The following is a 16,881-nucleotide window of genomic DNA, read 5'->3' on the forward strand; positions in this document are numbered from 1 at the left end:
GTGTGACACTGCGGGAGGCCGGCCCGAACCGGACGGGCACCCTGGGTGCTGATTTTTCGCGAGCCCTAGGCTCGATGCGATGAGTCGGACAACCGAGCCCCCGCGGCGGACCCTCCGGGAGGCGGTGGACGACCGGGTGGTCGACGCCACCCTGATCGGGCTGGCCGGTGCGGTCGGGCTGATCTCGGTGATCTCCCAGGTGAACGACGCGGTGCCGGGCTACGCCTGGATCCGGTACGCGGACTGGGCCACCGGGGTGCTCGGCGCTCTGGCGCTGTGGTGGCGGCGCCGGTTCCCGGTCGTGCTCGGCGTTGTTCTGGCCGTGGCGAGTGCGTTCTCGGAGACGGTCGCGCCGGCCGCGATCGTCGCGTTGTTCACCGTCGCGGTGCATCGCTCCACCAGGGCGACGGTCGCGGTGTGTGCGATCAGCCTGGCCGCGCTCACCGGCTATCAGTTGCAGTGGCCCGAGACAGCGGTACCGCCGATGACGGTGTTCGTCATCATCGGGCTGGGGAACCTCGCCATCGTGGCGTGGGGGCTGTCCGTACGCAGCCGCCGGGCGCTGGTCGCGGCCTTGCGGGAGCGGGCGGCGGCGGCCGAGGTCGAGGCGCTGCTGCGGACCGAGCATGCGGCCCGGGAGGCCCGGGAGGCGCTCGCGCGGGAGATGCATGACGTCCTCGGACACCGGCTTTCGCTGCTCAGCGTCCATGCGGGCGCCCTTGCCTATTCGCGCGACGCGCCGGCTGAGGACCGGGCGCGGGCCGCCGAGGTGGTCCGCGAGAACGCGCACCGCGCCCTGCAGGACCTTCGCGAGGTGATCGGGGTGCTCCGGGCTCCGGTGGGTGAGCTGCCGCTGCCGGGCGTCGAGAACATCCCGGAGCTGATCGACGAGGCCCGTCAGGCTGGCACGCCTGTCGAGTTACGGGACGAGGCGGGGGTGACGACCGAGGACCGGCACCTCCCGGAGACGCAGGGTCGCACGCTCTACCGCCTCGTGCAGGAGGGCCTGACCAACGTACGCAAGCACGCGCCGGGTACGCCGGTGGTGGTTCGGGTCACCGGACGCCCCGACGACCAGGTGACCGCCGAGGTGGTGAACGCGCCGCCGACGGGTCCGTCCTCGCGTCCCGATGGTTCCGGGACGGGGCTGCGCGGGCTCGGGGAGCGCGCCCGACTCGTGGGCGGGCAGCTCGACCACGGGCCGACCGACTCGGGCGGCTGGCGGGTCCGGCTGCGGTTACCCTGGCCGTCGTGACTCATCTCCCGCCGGCCGACGGCACGCCTGCCGGCGACGGGCCGGTCATCGATGTGCTGGTGGCCGACGACGACCCGGTGGTCCGGTTCGGGCTGAAGATGATGCTGAGCGGTGCGCCCGACCTGCGGGTGGTGGCCGAGGCGAGCGACGGCGCGGAGGCGGTGGAGTTGGCCCGGCGCCACCGGCCCGACGTGGTGCTGATGGACATCCGGATGCCCGGCACCGACGGGCTCACCGCCACGGAAACGCTGCGCGGCGGGTCGTCCGCTCCGCAGGTCATCGTGTTCACCACCTTCGACGCGGACGCCCGTGTGCTGCGTGCCCTGCGGGCGGGCGCGGCCGGGTTCCTTCTGAAGGACACCCCGCCCGACGAGCTCGTCGTGGCGATCCGGCACGCGGCGCAGGGCCGTCCCGTGCTCTCGCCCGAGGTGATGCGTCGGCTCATCGCGCGGGTCGCGGATTCGGAGCAGGACGGTCGGCAGCAGGCCGCCCGACGTCGTCTCGACGTGCTCGCCGACCGGGAGCGGACGGTGGCAGCCGAGATCGGTGCCGGGCGTACCAACGCGGAGATCGCCGCGCGGCACCACCTCGGTCTGACCACGGTCAAGACCCACGTGTCGGCGATCCTCACCAAGCTGGACCTCACCAACCGCGTGCAGGTGGCACTGCTCGTGCAGGAGGCGGGACTCGTTCCCCCGGATTGACCGCTCCTCCTTTGGTTCGAGGATCCGGAGCCTTGGTCGGACAACGGAGCCGGTTGGCCCGTCTAGCGTCGATGACATGCCACTTTCCCAGCGACATAGCAGCGTGTCACCCCGACCGCTACGGATCGCCGCGGTGCTGGCCGCCGCCGTGCTGGCCCTGACCGGTTGCACCGGTGGGGTCAGCACGGCCAAGGCGGACCGCGCCACGGAGACCGCCGGCCCCACCGTGCCCGCGCCGACCCCGCAGCCGGCACGGTGGGAGGAGTGCGGGCCGGGACTCGACTGCGCCACCGTCGAGGTGCCTCTGGAGTACGCGGACCCCGACGGTGAGCAGATCAAGCTCGCCGTGACCCGGCACCGTGCCACCGATCCGGCCCGACGCGTCGGCAGCCTGTTCGTCAACCCGGGTGGTCCGGGGGTGCCGGCCACCGAGACGGTCGCGTCCATCGACGCCGCCAACGACAAGGGTCCCTACTCGCCCGACGTCGTCGCCCGGTTCGACGTCGTCGGCATGGACCCGCGCGGGGTCGGGAAGTCCGGCGCCGTGCGCTGCCTCACCGAGGAGCAACGCGCCGAGCAGGCAGCCGAGAACCGCGACCCGACCATCCCCGGCGGGAAGCCGTTCGGCACGCTGCTCACCGACGCCCGCACCTTCACGAAGGGCTGCCTGGCCCACCAGAGCCCCGAGTTCCTGGCGAGCCTGTCCACCGACAACGTCGCCCGGGACCTGGACCAGGTACGCGCCGCGCTCGGCGAGGAGAAGATCACCTTCTACGGCGCCTCCTACGGCACGGTCGTGGGACCGATGTACGCCACGCTCTTCCCCGACCGCGTACGCCAGATGGTGATCGACGCCCCGGTCGACACCAGCCTGTGGCAGAACGACCCGCTGCGGCTGCTGGACGACGTCGCCCGCTCCAACGAAGAGACGCTCGACGCCTGGTTCACGACCTGCCGTGCCGAAGGCGTGCGGGTGTGCGCCTTCGGCGACGGTGATCCGGAGGCCGCGCTCGACGCGCTGATCACCAGGCTGGAGGCGAAGCCGCTGCGGGTCCCCCCGGTGGAGGGCCTCACACCGGGCGGCACGCTCGACGGGGCAATGGCCCTGGAAGCCGTACGGGCCGCCGCCGGCAACCGGGTGCTCTGGCCCACCCTCACCGCGGGCCTGCTCGCCGCGCAGCAGGGCAACGGCACGGCTCTGCACTTCCTGGTCTCAAAGATCACGGTCGCGCCGTTCGGCGGTCCGTTCGCGATCCTTCAGGAGCCGCACAACGCCGTCCGGTGCGTCGACTGGCCGAAGCTGGGCAAGCTGTCCGAGCATCACGCGGCGGCGAAGAAGATCGCCGAACGCGGGGAACGGCTCGGCAGCCGGGCCGCCTACAGCGCGTTGAACTGTGCACTGTGGCCCGTCGAGAACGAGGACCGCTTCACGCGGGAACTCACCGGCGCCGGCGCCCCGCCGATCCTGGTGGTCGGTGGCCGGCTGGACAACGTGTCCCCGTACCACTGGGCCGAGGCCATGGCGAATCGGCTGGAGAACGCCGTCCTCCTCACCCGCGAGGGCGTCGCCCACACCTCCTACCGCACCAGCGGCCCGTGCGTCGATGCCGCCATTGACGCCGCGCTGATCGACGGAGTGCTACCCGCCGACGGCACCACCTGCGACGCCGTACCCCCGGCCACCACCCGCCCGCCTGCCCGGTAGGCGCCGGGCTGGCGGAACAGTTCGGACCGGAGCATGAGAACTCTTCATATCTTCATCGACCGGCGTTACGCTCTGGTCCAATCCTGAGATGGATCACATCGGAGGTTCCTATGAAGAAGATGACCATCCGTCGCACCACTGCACTCCGCCTGGTGTCCGGCGCACGTCGGCTGTGGATCGAGTGGTGCTGGTAGCTGACCGCCAGGCGGGCGCTCCCGGGCGCCCGCCTCTGCGGCGGTGGGCACGGCGGTGACCGGCGGGCCGGAGCGCTACGACTGCCACCGCGACCACGGGCCGTACGCCGGGGTCTCGGCCTTCCTCGGCCGGGTCGCCGCCGACCGACCCCGCCTGGCGGCCCGGCACACGGTCGAACTTCGCGCGATCGCCCCCCAGCTCGATCCGGCGGCCCGGCCGGCCGCCGAGGAGGAGCCGATCCGATTCCACCCCGCCCGCCGGACCGCCTGTCTGGCCTACGGCGCGGCGGAACTGGTGGAGGCCTGGGCCGCTACGCTCCGGCGACCCGTGACCATCCGGTTCGATCACGTCGCCAGTGCCGACGAGACGACCGCCGAACTGCTGGACGCGCTGGGCCGTCGACTCGGGTCGACCCCGGTGCGCCTCGACCTACGCGATGGCGGAGCCCCCGCCCCGACGCCCGACGAGCGCACCCCGCAGGCGTTACGGCGGGCCCTGGGTGACGGCCTGGCCGGCGGCTTCTACCACCACGCGGCCCGGGTCGCCCGGCGCGGGCGGGCGGCGGTCACCCCGGACGGCGACCTGCGGCACTGGTGGGCATTCACCACCGGCCTGGCCACCGCACTGGCAGCCCTGGACCGGGCCACCGAGGCGCTCGACCTCTACGACGAGGCGCGGGCCGTCACCGACGATCCGAAGATCACCATGTCGGCGGCGTACGCCACCGCCATGCTGCACGCCCGGCACCTGCCGGCGGCCGACCAGGACCCGGAACTGGCCCGACTCTGGCTGGAACGGGCGCTGCGTCTCGCCGCCGGGCTGGCCGACCCCCGCCAGCGGCTGCTGTCGACGGTCTTCTACGAGCAGGGCCTGGCGCTGCTGGACAGCCGGGCCGGCCGGCCCGACCAGGCGCTGCGGCGCGTCGACGACGGGCTGGCCCGGCTGGCGGCCGCACTCGGCCCCGGCGAGCGCCCGCAGGACCTGGCCCGGCTGCGCCACAACCGGGCGCAGGTCCACCTCGCGCTGGGCGACCCGGCGCGGGCGCTGGCCGACCTGGACACCGTGATCGCCCACGACCCCGACAACTGCGAGTACTACGTGGACCGCGCTGCCCTGTACCGGTCGGCGGGCCGGATCCGGGCCGCGATCAAGGACTACGACGCCGCCATCCGACTGGGACCGCACCTGCCTGAGGCTTACTACAACCGGGCCATGCTCCAGCAGGAACGGGGCCGCCCCGGCCGAGCGCGCGCCGACCTGGAACGCGTGCTCGCCATCGACCCCGGCCACCTTGATGCCCGGATCGCCCTGGTCAACCTGCATGTGGAGCGCGGCGCGCTCGACGCCGCCGAGGCCGGCGCGCGTGCCGGGCTGGCCGGCGCACCGCAGGAGCCCGCACTGCTGTGCACCCTGGGCCTGGTTCGCGCCGAGCGTGGCGGAGCCGCTGAGGCCGACGAACTGCTGACCCGTGCGCTGAGCGAGGACCCCGAACTGGTGGAGGCATGGACGAACCGGGCCGCCGTCCGGTTCGAGCGCGGCGACGTGGCCGCCGCGCTCGCCGACCTGGACCGGGCGGTGGCGCTGTCGGCTGCCCCCGTGCCGCGCTACAACCGGGGCACCGCCCTGGCCCGACTGGGCCGGTGGGACGAGGCGGCCCGCGACTTCGCCCAGGCGCTCGCTCAGCCCGGCCTGAACCGTGCCCTGCGCCGGGACCTGCGCGCGGAACTCGCCCGTTGCCGCCGGGCGCTCGCCGGCTGACCACCGGGAAGCCGGCGCTCATCGTGCGCCGGTCTCCTCCGCCGCCCCCACCCTGTCCTCGGCGGCCTGCTACTGGTGGCGTAGGCGTCGAAATCGGCGGATGGCGGTGGTGATCGAGACTCCGGTGGTGGTGTGATCGGCGATCCAGCCCAACGTCGGCGGCGCTGCCGATGCGCCAACGCCGTCCTTCCTTCAAGAGTGGCCAAACGCGTTATGTGGTGTCGATGACCTCGCGTCCGAGGGCCAGAATGCAGCGGAGACGAGTTTGAAGTTGGCGATGCCGAACGGGATGCCGATAATCGCGAGGCACAGCGCGATGCCGGCAAGGATGTGGGACAGGGCCAGCCACCAGCCGGCGAGCACCACCTATCGGTGCAGCAGACCCGAGTTCAGCCGGCGTTGACACTCGTGGCGTTGCTTCCCGCCAGCGCGAAAGCCGCAGCCTGGATCGCCGCTGGATAGCTGGCTATCACCGCCGCTGCAGCCACCACCGCCGTGGTGACCGTCAGCGCCGCTCGTCACCGGGCCGCGTTGACAGTGCTCAGGCTCCTCCTCCGTCATCAGGCGGGCGGACGACCCTGACGAACCAACCGCCACGCTGCTGACGCCGACGAGCAGGCGATGACGTAGCAAACGTCCGTCTGGCCAACTTCACGTACTTCTCGGGCCGGGCGACGAATCACCGACCCGCCACGATCAGATGACTCTCGTCGGCTATGAGTGGACGCTCCGGTGGGGACCGTCGTAGGGGGCGTCATGGCAGAGTCCGAGCGCCCGGCATGAGCGCTCCGTGACCCTCCGGTGGTGACGCCGAAGGGGGTGTACGGATCAATCATCGCTGATCTTCGGTGATGTGCGCGGTGTGTACGCTCCAGCGGATGCCAACCGGGGTCAACCGGTGCCAACGCGGGTCACTGCGGCCGACCGCTGGTCGCATGCCGGGGATCGTGTGCTCCGGGTGTGGTCCCCGGCTGGGCGAACGGCGGGCCGGGGAACATGGGTGAACGTGGGCCACTCCCTGCCACCCCAGGTGAAACCCTGGGCCGCTAGACTAGGCGTTCGCGCCCTCGTAGCTCAGGGGATAGAGCATCGGTTTCCTAAACCGTGTGTCGCAGGTTCGAATCCTGCCGGGGGCACCTCGCTACGCAGCCGAAACGCCATCTGAGCTGGCAACACATACGCCGGCACTGACCGGTCGCCGACGGTACGTGGTGCGGCCAGTCGCGCTAGAGCCCGCCACCCGCCATGGAAAGAGCCGCAACAGGCACCCGCACGCCCATCTCACATCACCTGATCGACGCCGTAGACGGCCTGTGCCTGCGTGTACCCCTCGAACTCCAACTGCTTGATCAGGCCCGAACGGGAGAACGCCTGGGTGTCGAGGTAATTCTTCGCCGTCTTGGCGGCCTGTTTTCTGTAGTCAACCTTCAGGGAATCCACGGCTGTGGTTGCGATCTTCCTCGGGTAGCCCTCGAACTCCAACTGCTTGATCAGGCCGGAGCGGGAGAACGCTTGAAATTGCAGGTAATTGGAGGCGGCCCTGATGGCGTTCTGCTGCTCTACGGACAGCTTCGGCTCGGCCGGCGCCGTGGTGGTGGCCTTCGTCTTCGGCTTCGGCGCTGCTGTGGTAGGCGCTGCGGTGGTGGGTATTGGGGTGATAGGTGCTGCGGTGGTGATCTTGACCGCCGGTGCTGCTGCGGGGCTTTCTGCCGAAATTGAGGCTGCGGCGGTCGTCTCCGCGTTGGCGCTTCTTGCGGGCGGCGAGTCGTCACCGCCGACCGCCACAGCGATGGCCACTCCGCCGCAGCAAAGCACCAAGACAGCGCCGACGGCCGCTCCAATGGCGAGCTTCATGGGGCGTCTCTTCGGAGACTGCTGCGACTGCACAGCTGGATAACCGGGGGGCGGCGGAGCGCTGTAGCTCACTGATGGGACCCTTCAGGAGACTGTGTGTGACGGCGTACACGGCGAGTCTGCTCAGCCGGACCATCAAGAACCATCCCCGCTTCAGCCGATGATCTCCTCAGCCGTTGCTGGTGGAATGTCGGCCGACTGCCCGGACGTTGTGCTGCATTAGTTCGCCAGGGCGGGACATGTGGTTGTGAGCGCCTTAGGCACTTCGTCTCCGTAGCGGACGGCAGCATCCACCATGCAGCGGATGCGCAAAGGGTTTCGTCTCGAATCTGAGCGGTGATGAGTACGAGTACCGCCGGATTCCTGTAGACGACGACTGAGCGTTCGGGCGCATGACGGATCGGGTAGCTGACACATGGCCTAAGAACCTGGCCCGGGTTGGATAGCCTGCCCCGGGGGCACCAATACAAGGCCCTGGCCAGCAAAGAGCTGACCAGGACCTTGATGAATCTGCATCGCTCCCCGAAACCCCCAGTGACTCACGAACCGCGGGAACGATTCCGGTGCGTCGAGGTCAGGCGTCGTCGTGTCAGGCGGGAGCGACCAGCTCACCGTCGTCGTCGCGTACGGTGATCGCTTCGACCGGGCACGACTCGGCGGCGTCGATCACCGTCTCGTCCGGTTCGACGGTCGCCGCGATCGGCGTGGCCGACCCGGACTCCAGCCGGAAGTGGGCCGGCGCCATGCCGACGCAGCCGCCCGATCCGATGCAGCGCCGTGCGTCGACGGCGATCCGCCAGCCGGCGCTCACCAGGCCACCGGCATCCGGGCCAGACCTCGGACGATCATGCCGCTCTTCCAGGTGAGTTCCGGCTCGGGGACGGCGATCCGCAGCTCGGGCAGCCGGGCGACGAGCGTGCCGATCCCGACCTGTAGCTCCATCCGGGCGAGCTGGGCCCCCAGGCAGTGGTGCACGCCGTGCCCGAAACCGATGTGCGGATTGGTCTCCCGGCCGAGATCGAGCCGATCGGGGTCGGCGAAGACGGTCTCGTCGCGGTTCGCCGACGAGATCGAGCCGATCACTGGTTCCCCGGCCCGCACCAGCACCCCACCGACCTCGATGTCCTCGGTGGCGTACCGGGCGAATGAGGAGGCCACCCCGAGCGGGACGTACCGCATCAGCTCCTCGACCGCGGTCGGCACCCGGGCGGGGTCGACCCGCAGCCAGGCCATCTGCTCCGGGTGGGTGAGCAGGACGTACGCGAAGTTCGGCAGTTGGGTGACGGTGGTCTCGTGGCCGGCGGCGAGCAGCCCGGCGGCGAGCTGCACGATCTCCTGTTCGGTGAACCGGTCCTGGTCCTCGTCGCGCGCCCGCACCATCGCGCAGATCAGGTCGTCGGTGGGCGCCCGACGTCGCTGCTGGACCAGCTCGCCGATGTACGCGTACAGGTTGTCGAGGTATTCCTGGATCCGCTCGGGCGGCAGCGAGGTGGTCGAGACGATCGCCTCCGACCAGACGTGGAACAGGTGCCGGTCGGCGAAGGGCACCCCGAGCAGCTCACAGATCACCTGGATGGGCAGCGGGGTGGCGTAGTGCTCCACCAGGTCGGCCGGCGGCCCGCCCGCCACCATGGCATCGATGAGTTCGTCGGCGATCTGCCGGGTGCGGGGCCGGAGCTGCTCGACGCGGCGGGCGGTGAACGCCTTGGCGACCAGCCGCCGCAGCCGGGTGTGCTCCGGCGGATCCATCGACAGGATGCCGCCCTCGATCTGCCTCGGGGTGAGCCGCGGCTCGTCCCGGCCGACGCTGGCGGCCCGGCTGAACCTCGCGTCACCGAGGACGGTCCGCACGTCGGTGTGTCGGGTGGCGAGCCACCCCTCCTCGCCGAACGGCAGCCGCACCCGGATGAGCGGCTCGGTGCGCCGCAGCTCGGCGTAGCGCGGGTCGAGGTGGAGCCGGTCGGGTGGGCTGAACGGGTACGGCTGCGCGGTGACCTTGGCGACGTCCGGCATTGGTCGACCCCCGAAGCAGATCGGGTCACCCCCGGAGCAGCCGGGGTGATCAGCTCATCGTGACGTGTCGATTGCTGATAGTAGCGGAGCGCATAGGCCGGTGCCAGTGCGCCCGCGCGGTGCGTCGACTGTCCGACGCCGGACGCGCCGGCGAGGGGCGTGCCGGCGCCGGACGCGCCGGCGACGAGCGCCGTCGTCATCCGGGGGCGCTCAGGTCAGTCGGTAGACCGACACGTGGGAGCGGGACTCCTCGGTGAACTCCGCGCCGGACCAGTCGGCGTGCCGGCTCTCCAGCGTGAAGCCGGCCAACTGGCCCATCAGGTCCAGCTCGGACGGCCAGATGTAGCGGTGCGGGGTGCGGAAGACCCGCGCCTCGCGGCCGTCACCGAAGTGGAAGTGGTGCGACACCACCCGCTGGCGCAGCACGTCGTAGGTGTCCAGGCCGATGTAGCCGGCCTCGGTGCGCCACACGGTCGCCTGCTGGCCCGGGGGCAGCTTGCGCAGCTCGGGCACCCACAGCTCGATCACGAACCGGCCGCCCGGCCCGAGGTGCCGCGCCGCGTTGCGGAAGCAGGCCACCTGCTGGTCCTGGTCGAGCAGGTTGGCGATGGTGTTGTAGACCAGGTAGACCAGGCTGAACTCGCCCGGCACGGTCGCGCCGGCCATGTCGCCGACCACCACCGGGACCGTGGCGGCGTCGACCTTCGTCCGCAACTGCTCCACCATGGGTACGGAGAGTTCGATCCCGCTGACCGGCACGCCGCGGGCGGCGAGTGGCACCGCCACCCGGCCGGTGCCGATGGCGAACTCCAGGGCCCGGCCGGTCCCGGCGAGCGCGGCGAGCCGGTCGACGGTGGGGCCGAGCACCTCCGGCGCGAACATCCCGGTGCCCGGCGTGTCGTAGCGTCGGGCGGCCTCGCCGTCCCAGATCTCGTCCTGGCGCATCGGGTCACCATCGACGTCGAGGACGCCGCGTGTCCAGCGCTTTCCGGTCGTCGTACGCGGCCTGCTTGTTACTCTCCGTCAATGGGCGGAGCCCCCGGGCGCTCAGGAACGCGTCAGGCCGCATCGGTACCCTGCTAGTCCCGACCAGCCCGCGACGACACATGAGGTATTCGTGAACGATCTTCGAGTGGTGGCGTTCGACCTCGACGACACCCTGGCGATTTCCAAGTCCCAGATCGATCGTCGGATGGCGGACCTGCTCGGTCACCTGCTCACCGAGGTGGACGTCCTGATCATCTCCGGTGGCCGGTTCGAGCAGTTCCAGTCGCAGGTGCTGGCCCACCTCGATCTCACCGAGGAGCAGCGCGACCGGCTGCACCTGATGCCGACCTGCGGCACCCGCTACTACCGGTGGTCGTCCGGCGACTGGCGGCTGGTCTACGCGGAGGATCTGAGCGAGGCGGACAAGGCCCGGGTGATCGCCGCGCTCACCGAGTCGGCGCAGGCGCTCGGGCTGTGGGAGACGAAGACGTGGGGTGACATCGTCGAGGACCGGGGCAGCCAGATCACGTTCTCCGCGCTCGGGCAGTCCGCTCCGCCGGCGGAGAAGTACGGCTGGGACCCGGACGGCAGCAAGAAGAAGCGGCTGCGCGACGCGGTTGCCGCGAAGCTGCCCGACCTGGAGGTCCGGGGCGGCGGCTCGACCTCGATCGACGTGACGTGCAAGGGCGTGGACAAGGCGTACGGCATGCGGAAGCTGCTGGAGCACCTCGATCTGAAGATCGACAACGTGCTGTTCGTGGGGGACCGGCTCGACGTGGGCGGCAACGACTACCCGGTCAAGGCCATGGGCATCCGCAGCGTCGCGGTGACCCGCTGGGAGGAGACCGCCGACTACGTGGAGACGCTCGTCGACGACCTCGTGAAGCAGCGCGCCGAGCGGGCCTGACGGGAACCGCGCCCGCCGATCCCTGTGGGGGCGACGGGCTCGGTCCGGTCGTTCAGCGGGCGGCGCGGATCGCCTCGGCCAGCGTGGTCGGGGCGCGGCCGAGCAGCTTGGCGAGATCGTCGCCGACCTCCAGTTCGCCCCGGGCGAGACCGAGGTCGCTGTCGGCGAGCACGGCCGCGTACCCCTCGGGCAGGCCGGCGGCGACCAGCACCTCGGTGTAGCGGTCCGCCGGCAGGTCGGTGTAGCCGACCGGCGCGCCGGTCTGCCGGGCCACCTCGGCGGCGAGGTCGGTGAGCGTGAACGGCGCGCCGCCCAGCTCGTACACCTGGTGGTTGTGACCGTCGGAGGTGAGCACCACGGCGGCGGCCCCGGCGTAGTCCGCGCGGGTGGCGGCGCTGACCCGCCCGTCACCCGCCGCGCCCGCCACCCCGTGCTCCCGGTACGCGTCGAGCTGGTCGGTGTAGTTCTCCAGGTACCAGCTGTTGCGCAGGAAGACGTACGGCAGCCCGGAGTCGCGGATGAGCCGTTCGGTGTCCCGGTGCTCGCCGGCCAGCCGCATCTCGGCGGTGTCGGCGTGGGCGATGCTGGTGTAGACGACCAGCCCGACGCCGGCCTCCCGGGCGGCGGTGACCACGTTGGCGTGCTGGGGTCGACGCCGGCCGACCTCGCTGCCGGAGACGAACATCAGCTTCTCGGCCCCGGCGAGGGCGGCCCGGAGCGAGTCGGGGTCGTCGTATTCGGCCGGGCGGGTGACGACGCCTTGGCCGGCGAGGTCGGCCAGTCGTTCGCGGTCGCGGCCGATCGCCACGATCTCCCCGGCCGGTACGCCACGGTCGAGCAGCGCGGTGACGATGAGGCGGCCGAGCTGGCCGGTGGCTCCGGTGACGGCGATGGACATGCGCGCTCCCTGTGGTTGCGAGTTCAACTTCTTTGAGAACAACCACCGCCGCGGCGCGATGCTTCCCGGTTCCGGAACCGGCGGGCTCTGGTGGGATCGACGGGGATGCGGTAGGAACGGCGAGAGAGCGCTCTCCGCTCTCCTTCCACCACCGAACAGGCAGGCAGATGCGATCATCCGACCCCTCCCGCCGCCGCTTCCTCGCGCTCACCGCCTCGGCGGCCTCGCTCACCGCCCTCGGCCTCCCGGCCGGCACCGCCGTCGCGTCCCCGACCGCGCGGCCCGCCCGCGAGCCCGACCTCGGCCCGAACGTCTTCGTCTACGACCCGAGCACCCCGACCGAGGAGATCCAGTCCACCCTGGACCGGATCTTCACCGCCCAGGAGCACAACGAGATGGGCGCCGACCGGTACGCCGTGCTGTTCAAGCCCGGCCGCTACGAGGTGGACGCCCGGCTCGGCTACTACACCACCGTGGCCGGGCTCGGCGCCCACCCGGACGACGTGGAGATCCACGGCGCGGTCCGGGTGGTCGGCCAGCCCGACCCGAACTCACCCGCCGGCATCTCCGCGTTGACCAACTTCTGGCGCTCGGCGGAGAACCTCGCCGTCACCCCGACCGACTGGTCGAACCAGTGGGCCGTCTCCCAGGCGTCGCCGATGCGCCGGGTGCACGTCAAGGGCGTGCTCTGGCTGGAACCCGGCAACGGCGGCTACTCCAGCGGCGGCTTCATCGCCGACTCCAAGGTGGACGGCATCACCATCAACGGCTCCCAGCAGCAGTGGCTCACCCGGGACAGCGAACTCGGTGGCGAGTGGACCAACGGCGTGTGGAACCAGGTCTTCTCCGGCGTGATCGGCGCGCCCGCGCAGGGCTTCCCCGACCCGCCGTACACCACGCTGCCGACCAGCCCGGTGATCCGGGAGAAGCCGTACCTCTTCGTGGACGACGCGGGCCGCTGGCGGGTGGCGGTGCCCCGTCTGCGCCGCGACACCGCGGGCACCACCTGGGCCGCCGGCGGCGCGCCGACGCCGTCGCTGCCGCTTACCGACTTCTTCATCGCCCGGCCCACCGACAGCGCGACGCGGATCAACACCGAACTCGCCCGGGGTCGCCACCTGCTGCTCACCCCCGGCGTCTACCGCCTGGACCGGGCGCTGCGGGTCCGCCGGCCGAACACCGTCGTGCTCGGCCTCGGCATGCCCAGCCTCGCGCCGGTCACCGGTGACGCGGCGCTGCGGATCGAGGACGTCGACGGGGTACGGATCGCCGGGGTGCTCGTCGACGCCGGGCCGGTCGAGTCGGAGGTGCTGGTCGAGGTCGGTGGGCGGCACAGCCACCGGGCGCACGCCGGCAACCCGATCTCGTTGCAGGACGTCTTCTTCCGCGTCGGTGGCCCGTCCGCCGGCCGGGCGGTGACCAGTCTGGTGGTGCACAGCCGGCACACGCTGATCGACAACATCTGGGCCTGGCGGGGCGACCACGGCCAGCCGGGCACCATCGGCTGGGACGTCAACACGGCCGCCACCGGGGTGGTCGTCAACGGCGACGACGTCACCGCGTACGGGCTCTTCGTCGAGCACTACCAGCGCTGGCAGACCCGCTGGCACGGCGAGCGCGGCCGGACCGTGTTCTACCAGAGCGAGCTGCCCTACGACCCGCCGAGCCAGGCGGCCTGGCGCAGCCCGACCGGCGACGGCTGGGCCTCCTACCGGGTGGCCCCGCACGTCCGCACGCACGAGGCGTGGGGGCTGGGCGTCTACGCGTACTTCAACCAGGGCGTGGACATCCGCTGCGACCGGGCGATCGAGGCGCCGCGCCGGGCCGGCGTGCGGTTCCACGACGCGATCACCGTGTTCCTGAACGGCAGTGGCGGGATCGAGCGCACGATCAACGAGGCCGGCACCCCGGTGGTCGGCTCGTACGGCACCAGCCCGGTGGTCAGCTACCCCTGACCTGCTGCGGTGGCCCGGACGGCCCCGGTCCGCGCGGCCGGGGCGGTCCGGGTGGACCGCCGATCGCCGGGAAACTTCGAGTTCAAAGCACGTAGAATCATCGGGTGAGTGAACCGGCGGCCGGCCTGAACGCGGAGCAGCTCGGCGCGTACTTCGCCCTGATGGAGGTCAGCAGCCTCCTGCAGTATGCGGTGGACGAGCACCTGCGCGCCGCCGGCGACCTGAGCTACGTGCAGTTCCAGATCCTGGCCCGGCTGGTGGACGCCCCGGAGGGCCGGCTGCGGATGACCGACCTGGCCGACGGCGTCGTGTACAGCCGCAGCGGGCTCACCTACCAGGCGGGTCTGCTGGAGAAGCGCGGCCTGGTCACCCGGGCACCCTCGCCGGACGACGAGCGCAGCGTCCGGGTGACGGTCACCGACGCGGGCCGGGACCTGATCGCCCACGTGCTGCCCGGGCACGTCGACCGCGTCCGGCAGTTGCTGTTCGAGCCGATGGCCGACCGGGACCTCGCCGCCGTCAGTGCCGTCCTCGGCCGGGTGCGCGACCACATGCGCGCCAACCCGCCGAGGTCGGCCAGGCCCCGGGCCGGCCGCGCCCGCACCGGCTGCTGACGGGATGGACCGTACGCTGCTCGCCGACTTCCTCCGGGCCCGTCGTCAGGCGTTGCAACCGGAGGACGTGGGGCTTCCCCGGGGCCGACGGCGCCGCACCGGCGGACTGCGGCGGGAGGAGGTCGCGGTGCTGGCCGGCATGTCGGCCGACTACTACAGCCGACTGGAGCAGCAGCGCGGCCCGATGGCGTCCGAGCAGATGCTCGCCGCCCTGGCCCGGGCCCTGAAGCTCAGCCCCGGCGAGCGGGACCACCTGTTCGCCCTCGGCGGCCACTCGGCGCCGCGGCGCGTCCTGCGGGACGAGCGGGTCAGCCCCGCCATGCGGCGGATCGTCGAGCGTCTCTCGGACACGCCCGCGCTGGTCTTCTCCCGGTTCGGGGAGGCCCTGCTGCAGACCCCGCCCGCGGTCGCCCTGTTCGGCGACTACACCAGGTTCGAGGGCATGTCCCGCTACCTGGTCTATCGATGGTTCACCGACGCGTCGCAACGGGCCATCTATCCGCCCGAGGACCATGCCATCCGGGGCCGCGTGTTCATCGTCGACATCCGCGCGGCGTACACGGCGGACCCCACCGGTACGGCCGGCGAGATCGTCGAGGCGCTGCTGTCGGTCAGCCCCGCGTTCGCCGAGGTCTGGCGACGGCACGAGGTGGATGTCACCCACCACCACGACCTCAAGCGCTATCGGCACCCCGAGTTGGGCGAGGTGGAGCTGCACTCGCGCCGACTGGTGGATCCCGACGAGGGTCAGGAGCTGCTGGTCTTCCTGGCGCAGCCCGGCTCGCCGAGCGAGGCGAGACTCCGCCGGCTGACCTGAGCCGGCAGTTGTCCACGGACTGTCGATCCGTGGATGACGACGACATTCCTCCGTTCCCCGAACTCCGCGATGCTCGACTGGCCGGGCCGACGCGGACTGTCGGCCGGCTCACACCGCAGCACACTTGCTTCGAATTCGAAGTGAGCTATGGTCATGAAGTGCTTCGCATTCGAAGCACTCGGCTCGGGAAGATGAGGGATCACCATGAAGGCAGTGCGTTTCCACGAGTACGGAGACCCGTCCGTCCTGCGTCTGGAGGACGCCGCGCAGCCGGTCCCCGGCGCCGGTCAGGTGCGGATCCGCGTCGCGGCGACCTCGTTCAACCCGGTCGACGGCAACATCCGGGCCGGTTTCATGCAGGGCCCCATCCCGGTGACGCTGCCGCACACCCCCGGCTTCGACGTCGCCGGCACGGTCGACACGCTCGGCGAGGGCGTCGACGGCTTCCGTCCCGGCGACCAGGTCATCGGCTTCCTGCCCATGACGGAGGCCGGCGCGTCCGCCGAGTACGTCGTCGCACCGGCGGAGGCCCTGACGTCGGCGCCGGCGCGCATCCCGCTGACCGACGCCGCCGCACTGCCGGCGGTCGGGCTCACCGCCTGGCAGGCGCTCTTCGACCACGCGAAACTGACCACCGGGCAGCGTGTCCTGGTCAACGGCGCGGCCGGTGCGGTCGGCCGGTACGCCGTGCAACTCGCCCACCACGCCGGCGCCCACGTCGTCGCCGTCGCCGGTCCCCGCAGCAGCGCGGCGGTCACCTCGGCGGGCGCGGACGAGGTCGTCGACCACACCACCACCGAGGTGACCACGGCGGTCACCGAGCCGGTCGACGTCGTCCTCAACCTCGCACCCGTCGACCCGGCCCGGCTGGCCGACCTGCTCACGGTGATCCGTCCGGGCGGGGTGCTGGTCAACACCACCGTCTGGATGCCCGCCCCCGCCGACGAGGAGCGCGACGTACGGGGCGTCGACCTCTTCGTCCGCAGCGACGCCGACCAGCTCGCGCACCTCGTGAGCCTCGTCGACCGCGGCGAGCTGCACGTCGACGTGGCCCGGCGGGTGCCGCTGGCCGAGTTGCCGGCCCTGCACGCCGACGCCGCCGCGGGCGCGCTGCCCAGCGGCAAGACCATCGTCGTCGTCGACGCCTGATCAGCCACCGGATCCCCGCCGAAGGCCGCGCCGTGGAACTCGCCCCGGCGTATCGCAGCGAGTTCCGGTA

At 71.6% G+C, this 16,881-nt stretch carries 14 protein-coding genes, 1 tRNA gene and 1 pseudogene; 10 read left to right on the top strand and 6 right to left on the bottom strand.

What is annotated here, in order from left to right; all coding sequences use genetic code 11:
- Positions 1–79 precede the first annotated feature (79 nt).
- The 4 genes from OG767_RS04300 to OG767_RS04315 all read left to right on the top strand — a co-directional run bounded on the left by OG767_RS04300 (position 80) and on the right by OG767_RS04315 (position 5,617).
- Positions 80–1,255, top strand: coding sequence for a histidine kinase (locus OG767_RS04300; RefSeq protein ID WP_405092254.1), 1,176 nt, complete (start codon positions 80–82; stop codon positions 1,253–1,255).
- Positions 1,252–1,959: a response regulator transcription factor gene (locus tag OG767_RS04305; protein ID WP_374709267.1), complete on the top strand. Its 708-nt coding sequence runs from the start codon at positions 1,252–1,254 to the stop codon at positions 1,957–1,959. Before OG767_RS04300 ends, OG767_RS04305 begins: the two co-directional genes overlap by 4 nt.
- A gap of 76 nt (positions 1,960–2,035) precedes the next feature.
- The gene (locus OG767_RS04310; protein WP_405092255.1) at positions 2,036–3,664 is read left to right on the top strand and encodes an alpha/beta hydrolase; all 1,629 of its coding nucleotides are present in this window, start codon (positions 2,036–2,038) and stop codon (positions 3,662–3,664) included.
- Positions 3,665–3,901: 237 nt separating this feature from the next.
- Complete coding sequence (locus OG767_RS04315) at positions 3,902–5,617, top strand: tetratricopeptide repeat protein (RefSeq protein ID WP_405092256.1); 1,716 nt, start codon at positions 3,902–3,904, stop codon at positions 5,615–5,617.
- Between the two features lie 211 nt (positions 5,618–5,828).
- On the opposite strand, the pseudogene OG767_RS04320 reads toward OG767_RS04315, so the two are convergent.
- Positions 5,829–5,983, bottom strand: a pseudogene (locus tag OG767_RS04320) (YccF domain-containing protein); the annotation flags it as partial.
- A gap of 697 nt (positions 5,984–6,680) precedes the next feature.
- Here OG767_RS04320 and OG767_RS04325 point away from each other — a divergent pair.
- Positions 6,681–6,753, top strand: a tRNA-Arg gene (locus tag OG767_RS04325).
- A 145-nt stretch (positions 6,754–6,898) separates the two neighbouring features.
- On the opposite strand, the gene OG767_RS04330 is transcribed toward OG767_RS04325, so the two are convergent.
- The 4 genes from OG767_RS04330 to OG767_RS04345 all read right to left on the bottom strand — a co-directional run bounded on the left by OG767_RS04330 (position 6,899) and on the right by OG767_RS04345 (position 10,429).
- Positions 6,899–7,471 carry an Ltp family lipoprotein gene (locus tag OG767_RS04330; RefSeq protein ID WP_405092257.1) on the bottom strand — a complete coding sequence of 191 codons (573 nt, stop codon included), beginning with the start codon at positions 7,469–7,471 and terminating at the stop codon, positions 6,899–6,901.
- Between the two features lie 589 nt (positions 7,472–8,060).
- Positions 8,061–8,282 (bottom strand): ferredoxin, encoded by a 222-nt coding sequence (locus OG767_RS04335; RefSeq protein ID WP_405092258.1) that lies wholly within the window; start codon positions 8,280–8,282, stop codon positions 8,061–8,063.
- Entirely contained in the window at positions 8,279–9,484 is a 1,206-nt protein-coding gene (locus OG767_RS04340) for a cytochrome P450 (protein WP_405092259.1), read from the bottom strand. The genes OG767_RS04335 and OG767_RS04340 overlap by 4 nt, the downstream gene beginning before the upstream one ends.
- Before the next feature lie 210 nt (positions 9,485–9,694).
- Positions 9,695–10,429: a class I SAM-dependent methyltransferase gene (locus OG767_RS04345; RefSeq protein WP_405092260.1), complete on the bottom strand. Its 735-nt coding sequence runs from the start codon at positions 10,427–10,429 to the stop codon at positions 9,695–9,697.
- Between the two features lie 172 nt (positions 10,430–10,601).
- Here OG767_RS04345 and OG767_RS04350 point away from each other — a divergent pair, with 172 nt between their 5' ends.
- The gene (locus OG767_RS04350; protein WP_405092261.1) at positions 10,602–11,378 is read left to right on the top strand and encodes an HAD-IIB family hydrolase; all 777 of its coding nucleotides are present in this window, start codon (positions 10,602–10,604) and stop codon (positions 11,376–11,378) included.
- Between the two features lie 52 nt (positions 11,379–11,430).
- On the opposite strand, the gene OG767_RS04355 is transcribed toward OG767_RS04350, so the two are convergent.
- Positions 11,431–12,276 (bottom strand): SDR family oxidoreductase, encoded by an 846-nt coding sequence (locus OG767_RS04355; protein WP_405092262.1) that lies wholly within the window; start codon positions 12,274–12,276, stop codon positions 11,431–11,433.
- Between the two features lie 167 nt (positions 12,277–12,443).
- Here OG767_RS04355 and OG767_RS04360 point away from each other — a divergent pair, with 167 nt between their 5' ends.
- From OG767_RS04360 to OG767_RS04375, 4 genes are all read left to right on the top strand, one after another.
- Positions 12,444–14,231: an adenylyl cyclase gene (locus OG767_RS04360; RefSeq protein ID WP_405092263.1), complete on the top strand. Its 1,788-nt coding sequence runs from the start codon at positions 12,444–12,446 to the stop codon at positions 14,229–14,231.
- A gap of 104 nt (positions 14,232–14,335) precedes the next feature.
- Positions 14,336–14,845 carry a MarR family winged helix-turn-helix transcriptional regulator gene (locus tag OG767_RS04365; RefSeq protein WP_405092264.1) on the top strand — a complete coding sequence of 170 codons (510 nt, stop codon included), beginning with the start codon at positions 14,336–14,338 and terminating at the stop codon, positions 14,843–14,845.
- Positions 14,846–14,849: 4 nt separating this feature from the next.
- The gene (locus OG767_RS04370) at positions 14,850–15,662 is read left to right on the top strand and encodes a helix-turn-helix domain-containing protein (RefSeq protein ID WP_405092265.1); all 813 of its coding nucleotides are present in this window, start codon (positions 14,850–14,852) and stop codon (positions 15,660–15,662) included.
- 204 nt (positions 15,663–15,866) lie between these two features.
- Complete coding sequence (locus tag OG767_RS04375) at positions 15,867–16,811, top strand: NADP-dependent oxidoreductase (RefSeq protein ID WP_405092266.1); 945 nt, start codon at positions 15,867–15,869, stop codon at positions 16,809–16,811.
- Positions 16,812–16,881 lie beyond the last annotated feature (70 nt).

The sequence above is a fragment of the Micromonospora sp. NBC_01392 genome (genome assembly GCF_045040125.1).
Taxonomy (GTDB): Bacteria; Actinomycetota; Actinomycetes; order Mycobacteriales; family Micromonosporaceae; genus Micromonospora.